Annotated in this window: 12 protein-coding genes and 1 tRNA gene; 7 read left to right on the top strand and 6 right to left on the bottom strand. The window is 69.6% G+C overall.

Annotated elements, in window-relative coordinates:
* Positions 1–87: 87 nt before the first annotated feature.
* From TBR22_RS18585 to TBR22_RS18570, 4 genes are all read left to right on the top strand, one after another.
* Positions 88–1,170: a VWA domain-containing protein gene (locus TBR22_RS18585; RefSeq protein ID WP_239489343.1), complete on the top strand. Its 1,083-nt coding sequence runs from the start codon at positions 88–90 to the stop codon at positions 1,168–1,170.
* Positions 1,171–1,204: 34 nt separating this feature from the next.
* Positions 1,205–2,320 carry an oligogalacturonate lyase family protein gene (locus TBR22_RS18580; protein ID WP_239489342.1) on the top strand — a complete coding sequence of 372 codons (1,116 nt, stop codon included), beginning with the start codon at positions 1,205–1,207 and terminating at the stop codon, positions 2,318–2,320.
* Between the two features lie 83 nt (positions 2,321–2,403).
* On the top strand, positions 2,404–3,816 hold the full coding sequence (locus tag TBR22_RS18575) for a sensor histidine kinase (RefSeq protein WP_239489341.1): 1,413 nt from the start codon (positions 2,404–2,406) through the stop codon (positions 3,814–3,816).
* Entirely contained in the window at positions 3,813–5,474 is a 1,662-nt protein-coding gene (locus TBR22_RS18570) for an FAD-dependent oxidoreductase (RefSeq protein ID WP_239489340.1), read from the top strand. The genes TBR22_RS18575 and TBR22_RS18570 overlap by 4 nt, the downstream gene beginning before the upstream one ends.
* Positions 5,475–5,490: 16 nt before the next feature.
* On the opposite strand, the gene TBR22_RS18565 is transcribed toward TBR22_RS18570, so the two are convergent.
* Together TBR22_RS18565 and glgP are read right to left on the bottom strand one after the other, a co-directional pair.
* Positions 5,491–5,949 (bottom strand): hypothetical protein, encoded by a 459-nt coding sequence (locus TBR22_RS18565; RefSeq protein WP_239489339.1) that lies wholly within the window; start codon positions 5,947–5,949, stop codon positions 5,491–5,493.
* A 228-nt stretch (positions 5,950–6,177) separates the two neighbouring features.
* The gene (gene glgP / locus TBR22_RS18560; RefSeq protein WP_239489338.1) at positions 6,178–8,319 is read right to left on the bottom strand and encodes an alpha-glucan family phosphorylase; all 2,142 of its coding nucleotides are present in this window, start codon (positions 8,317–8,319) and stop codon (positions 6,178–6,180) included.
* Positions 8,320–8,474: 155 nt separating this feature from the next.
* Between glgP and TBR22_RS18555 the strand changes: the two genes are divergently transcribed.
* Both TBR22_RS18555 and TBR22_RS18550 read left to right on the top strand, forming a co-directional pair.
* Positions 8,475–9,584 carry a N(4)-(beta-N-acetylglucosaminyl)-L-asparaginase gene (locus TBR22_RS18555; protein WP_239489337.1) on the top strand — a complete coding sequence of 370 codons (1,110 nt, stop codon included), beginning with the start codon at positions 8,475–8,477 and terminating at the stop codon, positions 9,582–9,584.
* Between the two features lie 103 nt (positions 9,585–9,687).
* Positions 9,688–11,247 carry a serine hydrolase gene (locus tag TBR22_RS18550; RefSeq protein ID WP_239489336.1) on the top strand — a complete coding sequence of 520 codons (1,560 nt, stop codon included), beginning with the start codon at positions 9,688–9,690 and terminating at the stop codon, positions 11,245–11,247.
* 61 nt (positions 11,248–11,308) lie between these two features.
* On the opposite strand, the gene TBR22_RS18545 is transcribed toward TBR22_RS18550, so the two are convergent.
* The 3 genes from TBR22_RS18545 to TBR22_RS18535 all read right to left on the bottom strand — a co-directional run bounded on the left by TBR22_RS18545 (position 11,309) and on the right by TBR22_RS18535 (position 12,312).
* A complete protein-coding gene (locus tag TBR22_RS18545) occupies positions 11,309–11,713 on the bottom strand; it encodes a hypothetical protein (RefSeq protein ID WP_239489335.1) in 405 nt (134 codons plus the stop codon).
* A 71-nt stretch (positions 11,714–11,784) separates the two neighbouring features.
* Positions 11,785–12,042, bottom strand: coding sequence for a hypothetical protein (locus TBR22_RS18540; protein WP_239489334.1), 258 nt, complete (start codon positions 12,040–12,042; stop codon positions 11,785–11,787).
* A 183-nt stretch (positions 12,043–12,225) separates the two neighbouring features.
* Positions 12,226–12,312: transfer RNA gene (locus tag TBR22_RS18535), tRNA-Leu, on the bottom strand.
* Between the two features lie 160 nt (positions 12,313–12,472).
* Here TBR22_RS18535 and sppA point away from each other — a divergent pair.
* On the top strand, positions 12,473–14,215 hold the full coding sequence (gene sppA / locus TBR22_RS18530) for a signal peptide peptidase SppA (protein WP_239489333.1): 1,743 nt from the start codon (positions 12,473–12,475) through the stop codon (positions 14,213–14,215).
* 162 nt (positions 14,216–14,377) lie between these two features.
* Here sppA and TBR22_RS26955 read toward each other — a convergent pair whose 3' ends face one another.
* Positions 14,378–16,303 carry a peptidyl-prolyl cis-trans isomerase gene (locus TBR22_RS26955; protein WP_370651355.1) on the bottom strand — a complete coding sequence of 642 codons (1,926 nt, stop codon included), beginning with the start codon at positions 16,301–16,303 and terminating at the stop codon, positions 14,378–14,380.
* Positions 16,304–16,308 lie beyond the last annotated feature (5 nt).

Below are 16,308 nucleotides of genomic sequence, written 5' to 3'. Positions count from 1 at the left end.
GGGGTCACGGAAGCCCAAGGTCCAAGGCCCAAGGCCCAAGGCCCAAGGTCCAAGGCCCAAGGTTTACGCGTCACCCAGGAGGTCAACATGCGTCGTCTGCCCGTCGTCGCCGCCATCGTCGTCCTCGCCTTCACTGCGGTGCGTGCGCAGGCGCCCGCGCCTACTCCAGCGCAACCCACCTTCCGCGGCGGTACCACGCTCGTCGAGGTGTCCGCTGTCGTCACGCGCGACGGCAAGGCCGTCACCGACCTGCGCGCCGATGAAGTGACGGTGCTCGACAACGGCAAGCCTCAGCCGCTGGTCGCCTTTGAACGCGTCGATCTCGGAGGTGGCGAGCAGCCCTCGCAGCGGCGCGACTTCGTGCTCGTGCTCGACGACTGGCACATCCACCCGACGCGGACCGCGCCGGCGGCCGAGGCCGCCCTGGCCTTCGTCGATGCGCTCGGGCCGCACGACCGCCTGGCGGTGGTGAACACCGGGCCGGGTGAACTCGCGCTGGACCTCACCACCGACCGTGAGCCGGCCCGCGCGCTGATCCGCCGGTTCCGCGGCCAGAAGACTGGCGGGACGCCGATGGAGGCGGAGTTCCGGACGCGACGGGCGATGGAGGTCCTCGGCCACGTCGCCGAATCGGTGCGTTCGGATGCCGCCGAGCGGCGCGCCATCCTGCTCGTGAGCGAGGGGCACGACGGCTTCGTGCAGGAGCGCAATGTCCGCCTCACGCCATTGGGGCAGGCCACGTTCACCGACTACCTGGAGGTGCTGCGGGAGGCCGCCCTGAGCAACGTGGCCATCTACACGGTCGACCCGCGCGGGCTGCGCGCGCCGGGCACCGCGCACATCCCCTCGGCCCAGATGGTCAACATGGGCGGCTCCGACAGTCCGCAGTTCACACAGGCGACGCAGATCTCCAACGGCGAGATATTCGGCAGCCTGTCGATGCTGGCCAGGAACACCGGCGGCGTGCAGACGCTGTGGACCAACGACCTCACGAAGGTGTTCCCGCAACTGCTGCAGGACAGTCGTCAGTACTACCGGCTCGCCTACGCACAGCCGGAACCGGCGGCAGGGAAGAAGCAGCCCGAGTCACGGAGCATCGAGGTCAAGGTGGCGCGCCGGGGCGTGGAGATCCGGGCGCGGCAGCGGTACGCGCCGGCCGCCGGCAGCTAGGAACCCGCCGATCCGGGGTGTAATGGCGCCAGCCATGCGCACCCCGCCTCTTCTCGTTGCCGTCGCCCTCGCCCTGCTCGCATCCGCGCCGCCCTCGGCCGCGCAGGTCGGGCGCGACTGGGGCATCGAGCAGCAGACGTACGTCGATCCCGTCACTGGCGTCACCGTCCGGGAGATCGCGACGACGGGGACGAGCGACAACCTGTACTTCCACGTCTCGAACTTCACGGCCGACAACCGCTATCTGCTGTTCACGTCGACGCGGACCGGCACGTCGCAGCTCTATCGCGCCGACGTCGGGACCGGCCGCCTCGTGCAACTCACCGACGACCCGGCGGGCACCTCGCGCGGCGCGACGCCCGACCACACCAACCCGCGCCGCGTGTACCTGCAGCGCGGCGTGGTCATCGTCGCGCTCGACATCGAGACCTTCACCGAGCACACGGTCGGCACGATTCCCGGGGTGGCCGTCGGGGGCTTCGGGCAACCATCGCTGAACGGCGCCGGCACGCACCTCGCCCTCTCGGTGCAGCGCGACGAAGGCACGTGGGAGATCGGGCGCATGGACGTGCGGACGGGGGAGTACCGCACGGTGATCACGCAGGGCTTCCGCATCGGGCACGTGCAGCACAGTCCGACCGACGACCGCATCTTCTACGTCTGGGAAACAGGCGGCTACGCACCGCAGCGTACCTGGGTCGTCGACGCCGACGGCCGCCGCAACCGCCCGTTCTACGCGCGCACCGACCAGAAGACGTGGGTGACGCCGCTGAAAGAGTGGATCACCCACGAGGCGTGGATTGCGGGGACGGGCGAGCTCACCCTCATCAACGACAAGCAGGGCGTGATGATCGCGGACAAGGACGGCAGCGCGCGCATGGTGAAGGAAGGCGACTACTGGCATGTCGCCGCGCGTCCCGACGGCCGTTTCCTCGTCGTGGACGACAACAAGGGCCGTCTGTGGCTGCTCGAGACTGCGACCGGAGCGATGCGGCTGCTTGCCACCGGCATCCGCGACGCCGTGCGGGCCGTCCACGCGCACGCGTCGTTCGATCGGCAAGGCGACTACGTGCAGTTCCACACCGGCCGGACGCGCGAGACCGTCGCGCTCATCGACCTGCGCACGCTGCCGCCCCTCGCGTGGCGCTGAAGCCGACGTCCCCGGAATCGCCGGACGCGTGGGCGCTTCCGGAGCTCGACCGTATATGATGACGCCTCCTCAAAGGGGCGAGCGTGTCACCGAGCGAACTGGTCGACCAACTCACGACGCACACGGTCCTCAGCGCCGCGCCGCGCGAGGAACTGGCCTGGCTGGCGGACCACGGCGTCGTGCGGCAACTGGCCACCGGCGACGTCCTGAGCGCCAGGGACGCCACCGTTGCCGGCATGTACGTGCTGCTGGCAGGACACATCGCCATGTTCGTCCAGCGGCCCTCGGGGCGCGAGAAGACGATGGAGTGGCGGACGGGCGATGTGCTCGGCGCGCTGCCGTACTCGCGCCTGTCGAGTCCACCGGGAGACACCATCGCGCAGGAGCCGTCGACCCTGCTCGCGATCGATCGCAGCCTGTTCCCCGCGCTGATTGGCGAGTGCCACCAGGTCACGGCGATCCTCGTGCACCGGATGGTCGATCGGGCGCGACTGTTCACGTCGAGCGACCTGCGCACCGAGAAGATGGCCTCGCTCGGCAAGCTGTCTGCTGGTCTTGCGCACGAGCTGAACAACCCGGCCGCGGCCATCGAGCGCAGTGCCGCGGTGCTCGACGACCGGCTCGCGCAGGCCGAGCGGGCCACCCGTGTGCTGTGCAAGGCACGCCTCGATGAAGAGCAACTGGCAGCCATCGAGGCCATGCGCTCCTCGTGTCTCGCCTCGCGCGCGGGGGGCGTCCTGTCGCCGCTGCAGCGCGCGGAACGGGAGGAGACCCTCGCCGACTGGCTCGCGGCGCACGCCCTCGACGAGACCCTGAGCCCACTGCTGGCCGAGACCGCCGTCACCCTCGACGCGCTCGATCGGATTGCCGGGCAGGTTGACGGCGACGCCCTGGACGCCGTGCTCAGGTGGGCGGCAGCCGGGTGCGCGGTGCGCGAGCTGGCCTCGGAGATCCAGGAGGCGGCGATGCGCATCACGGGCCTGGTGCAGGCGGTCAAGGGCTTCACGCACATGGATCAGGCAACAATGGCCGAGCCGCTCGACCTGCCCACCAACCTCGCCAACACGGTGACGGTGCTGAAGTCGAAGGCGCGACGCAAGGAGGTGGCCGTCGCCATCGACGTGGAGCCGGGCCTGCCCCGCGTGCTCGGCTTCGTCGGTGAGCTGAACCAGGTGTGGTCCAACCTGATCGACAACGCCCTCGATGCCGTCGCGACCGGCGGCCGCATCGACGTCACCGCCCGTTGCGAGTCCACCCACGTGGTCGTCCGCGTCATCGACGACGGTCCCGGCATCCAGCCCGACGTCCAGGCCCGCATCTTCGAGCCGTTCTTCTCCACCAAGCCGGTGGGGCAGGGCACCGGCCTCGGCCTGGACATCGTGCGGCGCCTGCTGCAGCACAACGACGCCACGATCGAGGTCGAGTCGGTGCCCGGGCGCACGGAGTTCCGCGTGCGACTGCGCGTCGCCGCCGCCCCCATGGAGAGCGCATCGTGAAGAATCCTGCGCTGCTGGTCGTCGACGACGACCCGCAGGTGCTCGCCGCCGTCCGCCGCGACCTGCGCAGCCGCTACCGCGACAAGTGGGCCATCGTCAGCGCCTCGTCAGGCGAGGAAGCCCTCGAGGCGATGAAGGAGATGAAGGCGCAGGGCGACGCGCTGGCGCTGCTCCTCAGCGACCAGCGGATGCCCGGCATGCACGGCACCGAGTTGCTGACGCGATCGCGCGAGGTCTACCCGATCGCCCGGCGCGTGCTGTTGACGGCCTACTCCGACATCGACGCCGCCGTGCGCGCGATCAACGACGCGCACCTCGATCACTATCTCTCCAAGCCGTGGGGGCCGCCCGAGGAGCGCCTGTATCCGGTCCTCGACGACCTGCTCGACGCCTGGCAGGCCGACTACCTGCCCGAGGCGACGGGCCTGCGGCTTGTCGGCCACCAGTGGTCGCCCCGGTCGCATGCCATCAAGGACTTCCTCGCGAGCAACCTGATCCCGTATCGCTGGGTGGACGTGGCGCGCAGCCCCGACGCGGCGCCGTTGCTCGAGGCGGGTTCCCTGGACTCCGAGGACCTGCCGGCGCTGTTCTTCGAGGACGGCACGGTGCTGCGCAGCCCCGAGCCACGCCAGGTGGCCGAGCACCTGGGGCGACCGCTCGCCGCGACGTTCGACCTCTACGACCTGGTGATCGTCGGGGCCGGCCCCGCCGGGCTGGCGGCGGCGGTCTACGGCGCCTCGGAGGGCTTGCGGACCCTGATGCTGGACCGCCACGCGCCAGGCGGGCAGGCGGGCACCAGCTCACGCATCGAGAACTATCTCGGATTCCCTGCCGGCGTGAGCGGCAACGAACTGACGCGTCGCGCCGTGGCCCAGGCGCAGCGGCTCGGCGCCGAGTGCCTCGTGCCGATCGAGGTCACCGGCCTCGAGATCGAGGGCGGCTACAAGCGACTGCACCTGGCAGACGGCCGGCAACTGGTCACCCGGACGCTGCTGGCGGCCACCGGCATGGCGTATCGCGAGCACCCGGCGCCAGGCATCGCGGAACACACCGGCGCCGGGGTCTACTACGGCGCCGCGACGACCGAGGCGGCCGTGTTCACGGGCAAGCGGGTGGTGGTGGTCGGCGGTGGCAATTCAGCGGGGCAGGGGGCCATGCACCTGTCGCGCTACGCCGCGAACGTGGACATCGTCATCCGCGGTGCGTCACTGCAGGCCACCATGTCGCAGTACCTGATCGACCAGATCGCCAAGACGCCGAACATCCGGCTGCGCGCCGGTACGGAGATCTGCGGCGTCGAGGGCGACGAGCACGTCGAGCGCGTGTCGTTCTCGTCGGTGGGCTCCGGCGTCGTCTCGGTCGAGCCCGTCGACGCGGTGTTCGTGTTCATCGGCGCCCGGCCGCGCAGCGAGTGGCTGCCGGCGGAGGTGCTGCGCGACGATCGCGGGTTCGTCCTCACGGGCCGCGACCTGATGGCGGCACCGTCGTGCGCCCGCGTGTGGAAGGAAGCCCGCGAGCCGTTGCCGCTCGAGACCAGCGTCCCTGGCGTGTTCGCGGCCGGCGACATCCGCGCCAACGCGATGAACCGCGTCGCGTCGGCCGTGGGCGAAGGCTCGATGGTCGTGCGCTTCGTGCACGAATACCTGGCCCTCACCTAGGCTGGCAGGTCGAGACCTACAGCTCGCCGTTCCACTCCTCGGGATCGGGCTGCGTGGCGCGGATGATCTCGAGGTGCCACTTGCCGCCGCCCCAGGGCTCGATGACCTCCGCGACGACGACGTCGACGAGCACCTCGTGGAAGCTGCGGGTCTCGGGGTCGCCTTCGAGGTGGTACGCGGGCTCCTCCCACCCGAAGGTCGGGTAGAGGACCAGCGTGAGGAACAGGTCGTAGCCGTCATCGACCACGATGAGCATCCCGCAGGGGCGCTTCAGCGTCGAGTGGTAGATGAGGTACTTCTCGGCACTGTGGGCGCGGATGTAGCGCTTGAGCGCGAACTCGCGCGCGACGATCTCCTCGACGGCGATCTTCTTGTCCCAGCAGTCGCGGCAGTACTTCTCCTCGCCTCGCGGCTCGGAGACCTCCTTGGCATTGCACAGAGCGCAGCGGGCGCTCGAGGCGGTACGACGAGGCATCAGGCCATTGTCGCATGGCGCCAGGGCGACACCCGGGGAAGGAAAGAAGAGTAGAAGAGTAGAAGAGCAGAAGGTAAGAAGGCAGGGCGGGAAGGCGGAAGAGGCAGGAAAGGGCAGGAAGGAGCAAACCGGGAGGCACGGCGAAAGCGCGAAGTCCTTGGAGACTTCGGCGCTTCCGTCCTTCGCCCTTCCCGCTCTGCCTTCTTCCCTTCTACTCTTCTGCTCTTCCTACTTGCCTTTTCCCATGCTGTGCTCGAACGCCGGCATGTACATCCGCTCGACGTACTCCTTCAGCATCCGGCGCGTGCAGAACTGCGGCGCCACCGTGCGGATCGACTCCTTCACCATGCCCACCCAGCGGTGCGGCACGTCGTGGTCGTCGCGGTCGTAGAAGGCCGGCACCACCTCGTTCTCGAGCAACCGGTAGAGCGCGTCGGCGTCGGCGGCGTCCTGTGCCGACGGGTCGCCGTGCTCGACGCCCGGGTCGATCAGCCAGCCGTTGCCGCCCGCGAACCCCTCGGGCCACCAGCCGTCGCCGATGCTCACGTTGAGCACGCCGTTGGCCGCCGCCTTCATGCCGCTCGTGCCGCTCGCCTCGAGCGGCTTGCGCGGGTTGTTCAGCCACACGTCGCAGCCCTGCACCAGGTAGTGCGCGACGTGCAGGTCGTAGTCCTCGACGAAGGCGATGCGCCCGCCGAAGCGCGGGTCGAGGGCCCGCCGGTAGATGCCCTGCAGGGCGTGCTTGCCGCCCTCGTCGGCCGGGTGCGCCTTGCCGGCGAAGACGATCTGCACCGGCCGCTTCGGGTCGTTGAGCAGGCGCGCCAGGCGGTCCGGGTCGTGGAAGATCAGGTCCGGCCGCTTGTACATCGTCATGCGGCGGGCAAAGCCGATCGTCAGCGCGTGCTGGCCGAGGAAGGTGCCGCCGGCCAGGACGCGGGGCGGCGCGATGTTCTCGCGGACCCAGCGCTCGCGGATCCGCTCGCGCACGAAGTTGTACATGTAGGACCGCATCTTCTCGCGGGTCTCCCACAGCACCTCGTCGGGGATCGACCGCACGGCTTCCCAGATGGCCGGGTCGTCGTGGTGGGCGCGCCAGTCGGCGGGCAGGTACTTGTCGAGCGTGCGGGTCAGTTCGAGCGACAGCCAGTTGGTGAGGTGGACGCCGTTGGTCACCGCCTTCACCGGCTCGTCCTGCCTGGGCAGTTCCTCGATGAGGGGCGCCCACATCTCGCGCGTCACCTCGCCGTGCAGCTGGCTGACGGCGTTGACGCCTGCCGCGCTGCGCATCGCCAGGGCCGTCATGTTGAACAGGGTGCCGCTGCCGTTGTCGTACCGGCCCAGTGCCAGGAAGTCCTCGCGGTGCGCGCCGAGGCCGCCCCAGCACCCGGCCAGGTGCGTCTCCACCATGTGGAACGGGAAGGCGTCGTGGCCCGCCGGGACCGGCGTGTGGGTGGTGAACACCGTCGTCCTGCGCACTTCCTCGTGCGCTTCCTCGAACGAGCGGCCCTGCTCGAGCAACTCCCGAATCCGCTCCAGGACGACGAAGCCGGCGTGGCCCTCGTTGAGGTGCCACACGGCCGGCTCGTACCCGAGCGCCCGAAGGATGCGGACGCCACCGATGCCGAGGATGATCTCCTGCTGGACGCGCGTCTCCCGGTCGCCGCCGTACAGGCGGGCCGAGAGCTCCCGATCCCAGGGCGCGTTCTCGGGCAGGTTGGTGTCCATCAGGTACAGCGAGATGCCACCCAGCTTGACCTGCCACACCGACACCAGCACGGTGCGGTTGCCGAGGGGAACGGCGATCACCAGTTCCGAGCCGTCCGCGGCGCGGGCCGGCTGCGTCGCGGCGTTCTCCCAGTTGATCTGCTCGTAGATCTCTTCCTGCCAGCCGTCGGCCGTGACGCTCTGATGGAAGTAGCCCTGCGGGTACATGAAGCCCACCCCGACGAACGGCAGCCCGAGGTCGGAGGCTTCCTTGCAGTGGTCACCGGCGAGCACGCCGAGGCCGCCCGCGTAGATGGGCAGCGACTGGTGCAGCGCGAACTCGGCCGAGAAGTAGGCGATCGGCCGCGATCGGCCCATGTCACTGCGCTCGGCCCACCAGGTCTGCTCGCCGGCCCGCGCCGACTGCAGTTGCCGCATCGCCTCGTCGTACAGCGCCAGGAACGCCGGGTCGGCGGCGGCCGCGGCCAGTCGCTCGGGAGCGACGAGGCGGAGCATCCGGACCGGGTTGTGGGCGGTCAGCCGCCACACCTTGTAATCGAGGCGGCGGAACACCTCGCGCGCGTCGCGGTGCCACACCCACCACAAATCCGTGGCGAGGTCGTGCAGGCCGGCGATGCGTTCGGGGAGGACGGGGGAATCGGACATGGCTCCTTCGCTTGTCTTGAGCACACCACTCGCATCGGCGCCGACACACACTCCATGAGCCCGACTGGGGCAGGTGGAAGGACGCAGGGGGCGCGGGGCGAGCGGCCGGGGTGGACGCACCCGGCCTGTAGACCAGCTATCGTACACTCTGGCGCATGCCATCCCGCCTGAATCGACGTCAATTCGTCCGGTCCGGCGCAGCGGCGGCCGGCCTCGGCCTGGCCGCCCGCGCCGACGGCGCCCCGGCCATCCTGCAGTCCCGGCCGCGGCCGGTGGTCATCGCCTCGACCAACGGCCACACCCGCCTGCACGACGGCAACGAGAGTTGCGTGGCGCGGGCATTCCGCCTCATGACCGGCGGCACCGACGTCCTCGAGTCGCTCATCGCCGGCGTCAACATCGTCGAACTCGACCCCAAGGACACCAGCGTCGGCTACGGCGGCCTGCCCAACGCCGAGGGCGTCGTGCAACTCGATTCCTGCTGCATGCACGGGCCGAAGAAGCGGGCGGGCGGCGTCGCGGCCCTCGAGGGCGTGCGGACGCCTTCCAAGGTGGCCTACGCGGTGCTGCAGAACACCGACCACCACCTGCTGGTCGGCGCCGGCGCCCAGAAGTTCGCCCGCCAGATGGGGTTCCAGGTCGAGGACGACCTCAACACCGATACGTCACGGAAGCTGTGGCTCGAATGGAAGCGTCGCCTCGACCCGGAGCACTTCCTCGACCCCGAGAAGCGCGCCCAGGCCAGCTTCGACGCGGGTTGGTCGATGGTGCGCGACGGCCTGATCGACCGTGACCACTTCTTCGGGACGATCAACTGCGACGGCATCAACGCCAAGGGCGAGATCTGCGGCGTCACCACCACCAGCGGCCTGGCCTGGAAGATCCCCGGCCGCGTCGGCGACTCGCCGATCCTGGGCGCCGGTCTCTACGTCGACGGCGAAGTGGGCGCGGCGGGCTCCACCGGCCGCGGTGAGGCGAACCTGTACGGCCTGTGCTCGTTCCTCATCGTCGAGCAGATGCGGGCCGGCAGGTCGCCCAAGGACGCCGGGATGGAGGCGCTGCGCCGCGTCCGCGCCAACACCATCGAGAAGCGCCTGCTGCACGAGGGCAAGCCGAAGTTCGGCCTGAACTTCTACATCCTCAACAAGAACGGCGAGTTCGCCGGCGTCTCGATGTACGAGAGCAGCTTCGCCGTGTGCACCGAGAACGGCCCGGAGACCCGCAAGACCGAGTCGCTGATCGAAGGCAAGGAACCGAACTGGTAACGCGGTCGGGAAGCGGGAATCGGGAGTCGGGAGTCGGGAGTCGGGAGTCGGGAGTCGGGAGTCGGGAATGGGGAGCCGGGCCGGTCTCCTCGAAGGAGGCGTGATGGCGCACGCGGTGATCCGCGCGATGCTCGCGGCCCTGGTGGCACTCGCGGTCGCCGGGCCTGCCGAGGCCCAGGCACCGGCCGCCGCGCAGGATCGCGTCGCGGCGCTCGCGCCCGCGTTCCCCGAGATCGACCGCGCCTTCACCGACTACGCCCGCGCCGCCCATGTGCCGGGCATGGCCTGGGGCGTCATCGTCGACGGGCGACTGGTCCACACCGGCACGTTCGGCGTGCAGGACGTCACGACGCAGGCGCCCGTGACCGCCGACACGGTGTTCCGCATCGCGTCGATGACCAAGAGCTTCACGGCCGCAGCGATCCTCATGCTGCGCGACGAGGGCAAGCTCGCGCTCGACGATCCCGCCGAGCGCTACGTGCCCGAACTGAAGGGGCTTGCCTATCCCACCACGGACTCGCCGCGCCTCACCGTGCGCCACCTCCTGACACACGCCGCGGGCTTCCCCGAGGACAACCCCTGGGGCGACCAGCAGCTCGCCCTGACCGACGCGCAGATGGACGCTCTCATGCGGCAGGGCATTCCGTTCTCGACCCCGCCCGGGCTCGCGTACGAGTACTCCAACTACGGCTTCGCCATCCTCGGACGCATCGTCACCAACGTCTCGGGCATGCCGTACCGCGACTACGTGCGCACGCGGCTCCTCGCGCCGCTCGGCCTGACGGCCACGACCCTGGATGCGCCTGTCGTGCCCGCGGCGCGCCTCGCGCACGGGTATCGGTGGGAGGACGAGCGCTGGAAGGAAGAGCCGCCGTTGCCCGATGGCGCCTTCGGGGCCATGGGCGGCATGCTGACCTCGCTTCGTGATCTGGCGGCCTACGTGGCGTGGCACATGGACGCCTGGCCTGCTCGCGACGGCGCCGAGGCCGGCCCGCTCCGGCGGTCCTCGCGCCGCGAGATGCAGCAGGTCTGGCGCCCGGCCCCCGCGGTGGTCCGGTCGACGCCGGCGGGACCGTCGCTGTCGTCGGGCGGGTACGGCTACGGACTGCGCGTGTCGCAGACGTGCGCGTTCGGACACGTGGTGGCGCACTCGGGCGGCCTCCCGGGCTTCGGCTCGCAGATGCGCTGGCTCCCCGAGTACGGCGTCGGCCTCGTCGCGATGGGGTCGCTCACCTACACGGCCTGGTCGCCCCGGTTCGACAACGCGCTCGACGCGCTGGCCCGCACGGGCGCGCTCGCGCCGCGTCCCGTCGTTCCGTTGCCGGCGCTGGTCGGGCTGCGCGCCGACGTCACCAGGCTCATCCAGAAGTGGGACGACGGGCTGGCCGACAGCATTGCCGCCAACAACCTGTACCTCGACGTCGCGAAGGACCGTCGTCGAGCCGAGATCGCCGCGCTGACTGCCAGGCATGGCGCCTGTCGGGCCGACGGACCGTTCCTTGTCGAGAACGCACTTCGAGGCGAGTGGGTGATGCCGTGCGAGCGGGGTGCTCTGCGTGTCGCGATCACGCTGGCGCCCATCGTGCCGCCAAAGGTGCAGTTCCTGTCGGTGCGCTCGGCAGACACGGCCGATCCGCCCAAACCGCCCGCCACCTGTCAGTAGGATTCCTGAACGCCGAACGCGGAACGCCGAACGCGGACGGGCCGGATGAGGACGGCCGCGCCTAGCGCTGCACGACGTCGAGGGTGATGGCGGTCAGCAACTCGCCGTCACAGAGCACGTCGAACACGTAGGTGCCGATCTCGGGCAACTCGAGTTCCAGCGGCACGTTCAGGGTGATGGCCGGCCGTTCGTCCGAGAAGACGACGACGGTGTCGGAGGCGAGTCCCTCGGCGCCGGACGGGAACCAGCCCCGCAGGGTGAGGATCCTGGACCCGCGGACACTGCCGCCCCTGAGGGCAATGAGGGCGCGGACGTTGAGGACGAGCGGGGGAGTCCCCGGTTCCGTGGGGTCGTCGATGGCCAGGCCATCGACGATGCCGAGGATGTTGGCGGTGCCGTCGGGCTGCAGGTCGATGCGTTGGCAGAGGACTGCCAGGGCGACGTAGGGACCGCCTGCCACGCTCATGCGGCGAGTGTAGCAGCCCTTCGACTCAGCTCGGCCGTGCCTGCGCGTCGAAGGCGTCGGGGCGCCGGAGTCTAGGAAGCGGCGCGGGCGGCGTCGCCGTCCAGGGCGTTGGCAGTCCGCCAGCCGCGGATCAGCAGGCCTTCGCACCACGCGGCAGCGGCGTGCTCGAGCGCATCCCACTCCTCGAAGACGCGGCTCATCACCGGCTTGTTGTTGACCAGGTAGCGGAGTTCCATGCCGAACGGGTGCGGTGAGACGTCACACCGCACGGCGTGACCGGCACGGAAGAGTTTCCAGAGGACTCGGCGGCGCTGAGGGAGCATGCGCATCGGGTTGTCTCCTGTCCGGCGCGGAGGCGCAGGACACCCCATTAGACGCAAGAGACATGCCTACAGAAACACGCCGGGGACGGCGTGCCTGGCGTCCGCCGTGTCAGCCTTTGCAAATCGCTGTAAGGAAACAAGACGAAAAAAGGTGCCGGTGGGCACCTTGACTCGCTACTGCTGTGGTGTTGGTGCGGAAGGAGGGACTTGAACCCTCACCGAGTTGCCCCGACAGGTTCCTGAGACCTGCGCGTCTGCCAATTCCGCCACTTCCGCAAGGGGCGTGTGACCGGGCCGGTCACAGACGCCGGAGTATAACGCACCTCGCGTCGCAGCGGAAGAGGGAAGCGAAATGCGGGTGCTATGCTCCTTGCCAGGGACCCCGAGACATCAGGCGCCTTCGTGGTGGGCGCCGCTTTCCGGCGAGGAACGACGCGTGGCTGTGCGACGAGGCATCTGGGTGGTGGTCTTCCTGCTGGTGTGTGCCGTGCTCCTGTCGGCCGCGCTGGTGGCGTTCTCCTGGGTCGCGTTCAGCCGGCCCCCGGGGGTGCCCGACAAGGGCGTCCTGGTGCTGAAGATACAGGGCGACCTCGACGAGATTTCGACCAATCCGTTCGACGCGCTGATGCACGAGCCAGTGACGGTCCGGAGCATCACCGACGCCCTGCGCGCGGCCAAGACCGACCCGCGGGTCACCGGCGTGCTGCTCAGGCCGATCGACGCCCCGGCCCTCTGGGGCAAGGTGCAGGAACTGCGCGACGCCCTGGTCGATTTCCGCTCCTCCGGCAAGCCGCTCGTGGCGTTCCTCGAGTCGGCGGGGGACCGCGAGTACGTGCTGGCGTCGGCGGCCACCCGCGTCGTCCTGGTGCCGCCGGGGCAGCTCAACCTCACGGGCCTGGCGAGCTACCAGGTCTTCCTCCGCGGCACCTTCGACATGGTCGGGGCCAAGCCCGACCTGCTGCACATCGGCGATTACAAGACCGCGGTCAACACCTTCACGGAGAAGGGCTTCACGCCGGCGCACCGCGAGATGACCGAGTCGCTCAACCATGACGCCTTCGAGCAGTTGATCGGGGTCGTCGCCAGCGCCCGCAAGAAGACCGTCGACGAGGTGCGCACGCTGATCGACGAGGGCCCGATGCTGCCCGAGGCCGCGCTCTCGCACGGGCTTGTCGACGACGTGGCGTACTTCGACGAGATCGGCAAGACCAGCGGCCTCGGCGATCGCTTCAAGGAACTGCCGCTGGAGCAGTACCTCACCGTGATGCCCGCGACGCGCGCCGCGCTGACGGCGCCCAAGGTGGCCGTCCTGTATGCGGTGGGCACGATCGTGACGGGGGCGGGCGGCACGGGGGCGACGGGGACCGAGGTCGGCTCCGACAAGCTCACCGAATACATCCGCGAGGTGCGCAACGACGACAGCATCAAGGCGGCGGTCCTGCGGATCGACAGCCCTGGCGGGTCGACGGTGGCCTCCGACGTGATCTGGCGCGAGCTGATGCTGTTGCGGGCCCGCAAGCCGCTGGTCGTCTCGATGTCGGACCTGGCAGCCTCGGGGGGGTACTACATCGCGATGCCCGGACACGTGATCGTCGCCCAACCGGGCACGCTCACCGGCTCGATCGGCATCTTCTCGGGCAAGTTCGTCGTCGGCGGCACGTACAACAAGCTGGGGATGAACATCGAATCGGTGAGCGAGGGCAAGTACGCCGAGATGTACTCGGGCGCCCGCCCGTTCACCCCCGAGGAACGGGTCAAGGTCGAGGAGCAGATGCAGGCCTTCTACGACCAGTTCGTGGAGAAGGTCGCCGAGTCCCGCTCCTCGACGCCCGAGAAGATCGACGCAATCGCGCAGGGCCGCGTGTGGACCGGGCGGCAGGCGCGGGAGCGCGGGCTGGTCGACGAACTCGGGGGGCTGCCGCGGGCCATCGCCATCGCGCAGCAGCGCGCCGGCATCGGCAAGGACGTCGCCGTGCAATTGGTGACCTACCCGCCGCGTCCGTCGGTGATCGAGGCGCTGTCGGCGACGCTGGGCGGCACCCAGTCGATGCGCGCCAGCCTGGGCGAGGCGCTCCTGAGCCAGCAGGACCGCGAGACCCTCGCCGCCGTGCGCCGCCCGCTGAAGATGCTCCGCCGCGGCGAGGCGCTCGCGCTGTTGCCGTGGGTGTTCGTGCGGTAATCGGGGATCGCGGATCGGGTTGGGCATCCGAGATCGACAGTAACGGGCCAGGTCGACGGTCCGAAGGCGTTCCCCGGACGCCGTACAAAAAAAGGGGGCGGTGAGCCGTCAGGCTCCCGCCCCTTTTCCGATCCGCGTTGCGCGAATCCCGATCCGCGCTCCCTACGTGGTCAAGCGCTGCAGCACGGCCTGGTCGATGTTGATGCCCATGCCCTGCTTGGCCTTGGTCATGTAGCTGGCGAAGAACTGCGCCCGCTTCTGCGAGGCGAGCTCACGCCGGATCGCGTCGCGGTTCTTGGCCAGGTCGGCGGCCGGCACGTCGGCCCGGCTCACCACCTTCACCACCACCGCGCCGTTGGGCGTCGGAATCGGGTCGCTCACGCTGCCCACGGGGGCCGAGAAGGCCACCTGGTCGACCGCCGGGCTCGGTCCCACCTCGGGAATCGCCGCGCCGCGCACGATGCCGTCGGCGTTGCGCACCGTGAGGCCCGCCGCCTTCGCCGCGGCGCCGAAATCGGCTGCCGCCTTCAGCGCGGTCGCGGTGGCCTGCGCCTTGGCCTTGGCCAGATCCTGCGCCTTCTTGCGCTTCAGGTCGTTGGTCGCGCGGTCCTTGACCTCCGACAGCGCCGGCACGCGGGCGGCCTCGCTGCCGGTCACCGTCAGGAACGCCACGCCGGTACCGGTGCGCAGCGGCCCGCTCACCTTGCCCTGCTCGAGCGCGAACGCGGCCTCCGACACCTCGGGCGAGGCGCCGAGCCCGGGGATCGGCTCGGTGCGCGTGAACAGCGGCGATTCCTGCACCTTCAGACCACGCGTGCGGGCCGCCTTGTCGAGGTCCGCTGGCGTCTTGACCTCGGCCGCGATGGCCGTGGCGAGGTCCTGCACGCGCGTCTGGGCGCGTTCGAACTTGAGCTGCTCGGTGATCTGCGGCCGCACCGCGTCGAGCGGCTGCACCTCGGCGGCCTTCCTGTCAATCACCTTGATGATGTGGAACCCGTACTGGGTCCGGACCAGTTCGCTCAACTGGCCGACCGGCAGCGTGAACGCCACGGCCTCGAACTCGGGCACCATGCGGCCCTTGCCGAAGTAGTCGAGGTCGCCGCCCTTGGAGGCGCTGGCCGGGTCGTTCGAGTTCGCCTTGGCCAGCGTCGCGAAGTCGGCGCCGCCCTTGAGCTGCTTCAGCAGGTCCTCGGCCTTCGCCTTGACTGCGGCCTCGTCCTTGCCTTCCGTGCTCAGCAGGATGTGGCTGGCGCGGACCTGCTCGGTCTGCGTGTACTGGTCGATGTTCTGGCGGTACGCGCGCTGGATGTCCTGCTCGGGCACGGTGATGTTCTGGCGAATCGCCTGCACGTCGAGCAGCAGGTACTTCACCTTCCGGCGCTCGCCGATCCGGTAGGTCTCCTTGTTCTTGTCGAACCAGGCGCTCACGTCGGCGTCGGTCACCTGCACCTGGTCGAGGAACGAGACCGTGGGGAATGACACCAGCTCCAGCGTCACCTTCTCGGTGCGGCGCTTGTACTCGGCGTCGGCATCGGCGTCCGAGACGGTGATCCACTCGGTCAGCGTCGCGCGCATCTTGTCGAGGATGACGCTGTTGCGAATCTCGTCCTCGAACTGCGCGGCCGTGATCGGCGGCCGTTGCAGGCGCAGCAACTGGCGGTAGCGCTGCTCGCCGATGAACTGCCCGTTCTCCTGGAAGGCCGGGATGCTCATGATCCGCTCGCGGACCTCGGCGTCGCTCGCGGTGATGCCCAGGCGCGTCGCTTCGGCCAGCACGGCCTCCTGGTCGATCATCTGCTGCAGCACCTGGCGGTCGAGGCCGAGCTGCCGCAGCATCGCGGTGCTCATGTTGCCGCCGTACGCGTTGCGGAACTGCGCCATCTGCGCGTTGTACGCCCGCGTGAAGTCGGCCACGGTGATGGGACGCCCCTGGACGGTGGCCACCGCGTCACCCGGGGTTCCCGTGGCGCCACTGTTCCGGGTGCCCAGGAAATCGGGCACGTAGAAGAACACGAATGTGAGCACCACGAGTCCGAGGCTCCACTTGAGCCACCCCTGGTGGCGACGCATCCGGTCGAGCATGGTCATACAGT

Origin of the sequence: Luteitalea sp. TBR-22 (assembly GCF_016865485.1) — a bacterium.
In the GTDB taxonomy this organism is placed as follows: Bacteria; Acidobacteriota; Vicinamibacteria; order Vicinamibacterales; family Vicinamibacteraceae; genus Luteitalea.
Note: the sequence above shows the minus strand (reverse complement) of the source record. Positions and strands in the feature narration are given on the sequence as shown.

What these genes read in the sequence shown, in the direction of transcription:
- TBR22_RS18585 (WP_239489343.1), top strand. Translation starts at nt 88, where the DNA reads ATGCGTCGTCTGCCCGTCGTCGCCGCCATCGTCGTCCTCGCCTTCACT.
- TBR22_RS18580 (WP_239489342.1), top strand. Translation starts at nt 1,205, where the DNA reads ATGCGCACCCCGCCTCTTCTCGTTGCCGTCGCCCTCGCCCTGCTCGCA.
- TBR22_RS18565 (WP_239489339.1), bottom strand. Translation starts at nt 5,949, where the DNA reads ATGCCTCGTCGTACCGCCTCGAGCGCCCGCTGCGCTCTGTGCAATGCC.
- glgP (WP_239489338.1), bottom strand. Translation starts at nt 8,319, where the DNA reads ATGTCCGATTCCCCCGTCCTCCCCGAACGCATCGCCGGCCTGCACGAC.
- TBR22_RS18555 (WP_239489337.1), top strand. Translation starts at nt 8,475, where the DNA reads ATGCCATCCCGCCTGAATCGACGTCAATTCGTCCGGTCCGGCGCAGCG.
- TBR22_RS18550 (WP_239489336.1), top strand. Translation starts at nt 9,688, where the DNA reads ATGGCGCACGCGGTGATCCGCGCGATGCTCGCGGCCCTGGTGGCACTC.
- TBR22_RS18545 (WP_239489335.1), bottom strand. Translation starts at nt 11,713, where the DNA reads ATGAGCGTGGCAGGCGGTCCCTACGTCGCCCTGGCAGTCCTCTGCCAA.
- TBR22_RS18540 (WP_239489334.1), bottom strand. Translation starts at nt 12,042, where the DNA reads ATGCGCATGCTCCCTCAGCGCCGCCGAGTCCTCTGGAAACTCTTCCGT.
- TBR22_RS26955 (WP_370651355.1), bottom strand. Translation starts at nt 16,303, where the DNA reads ATGACCATGCTCGACCGGATGCGTCGCCACCAGGGGTGGCTCAAGTGG.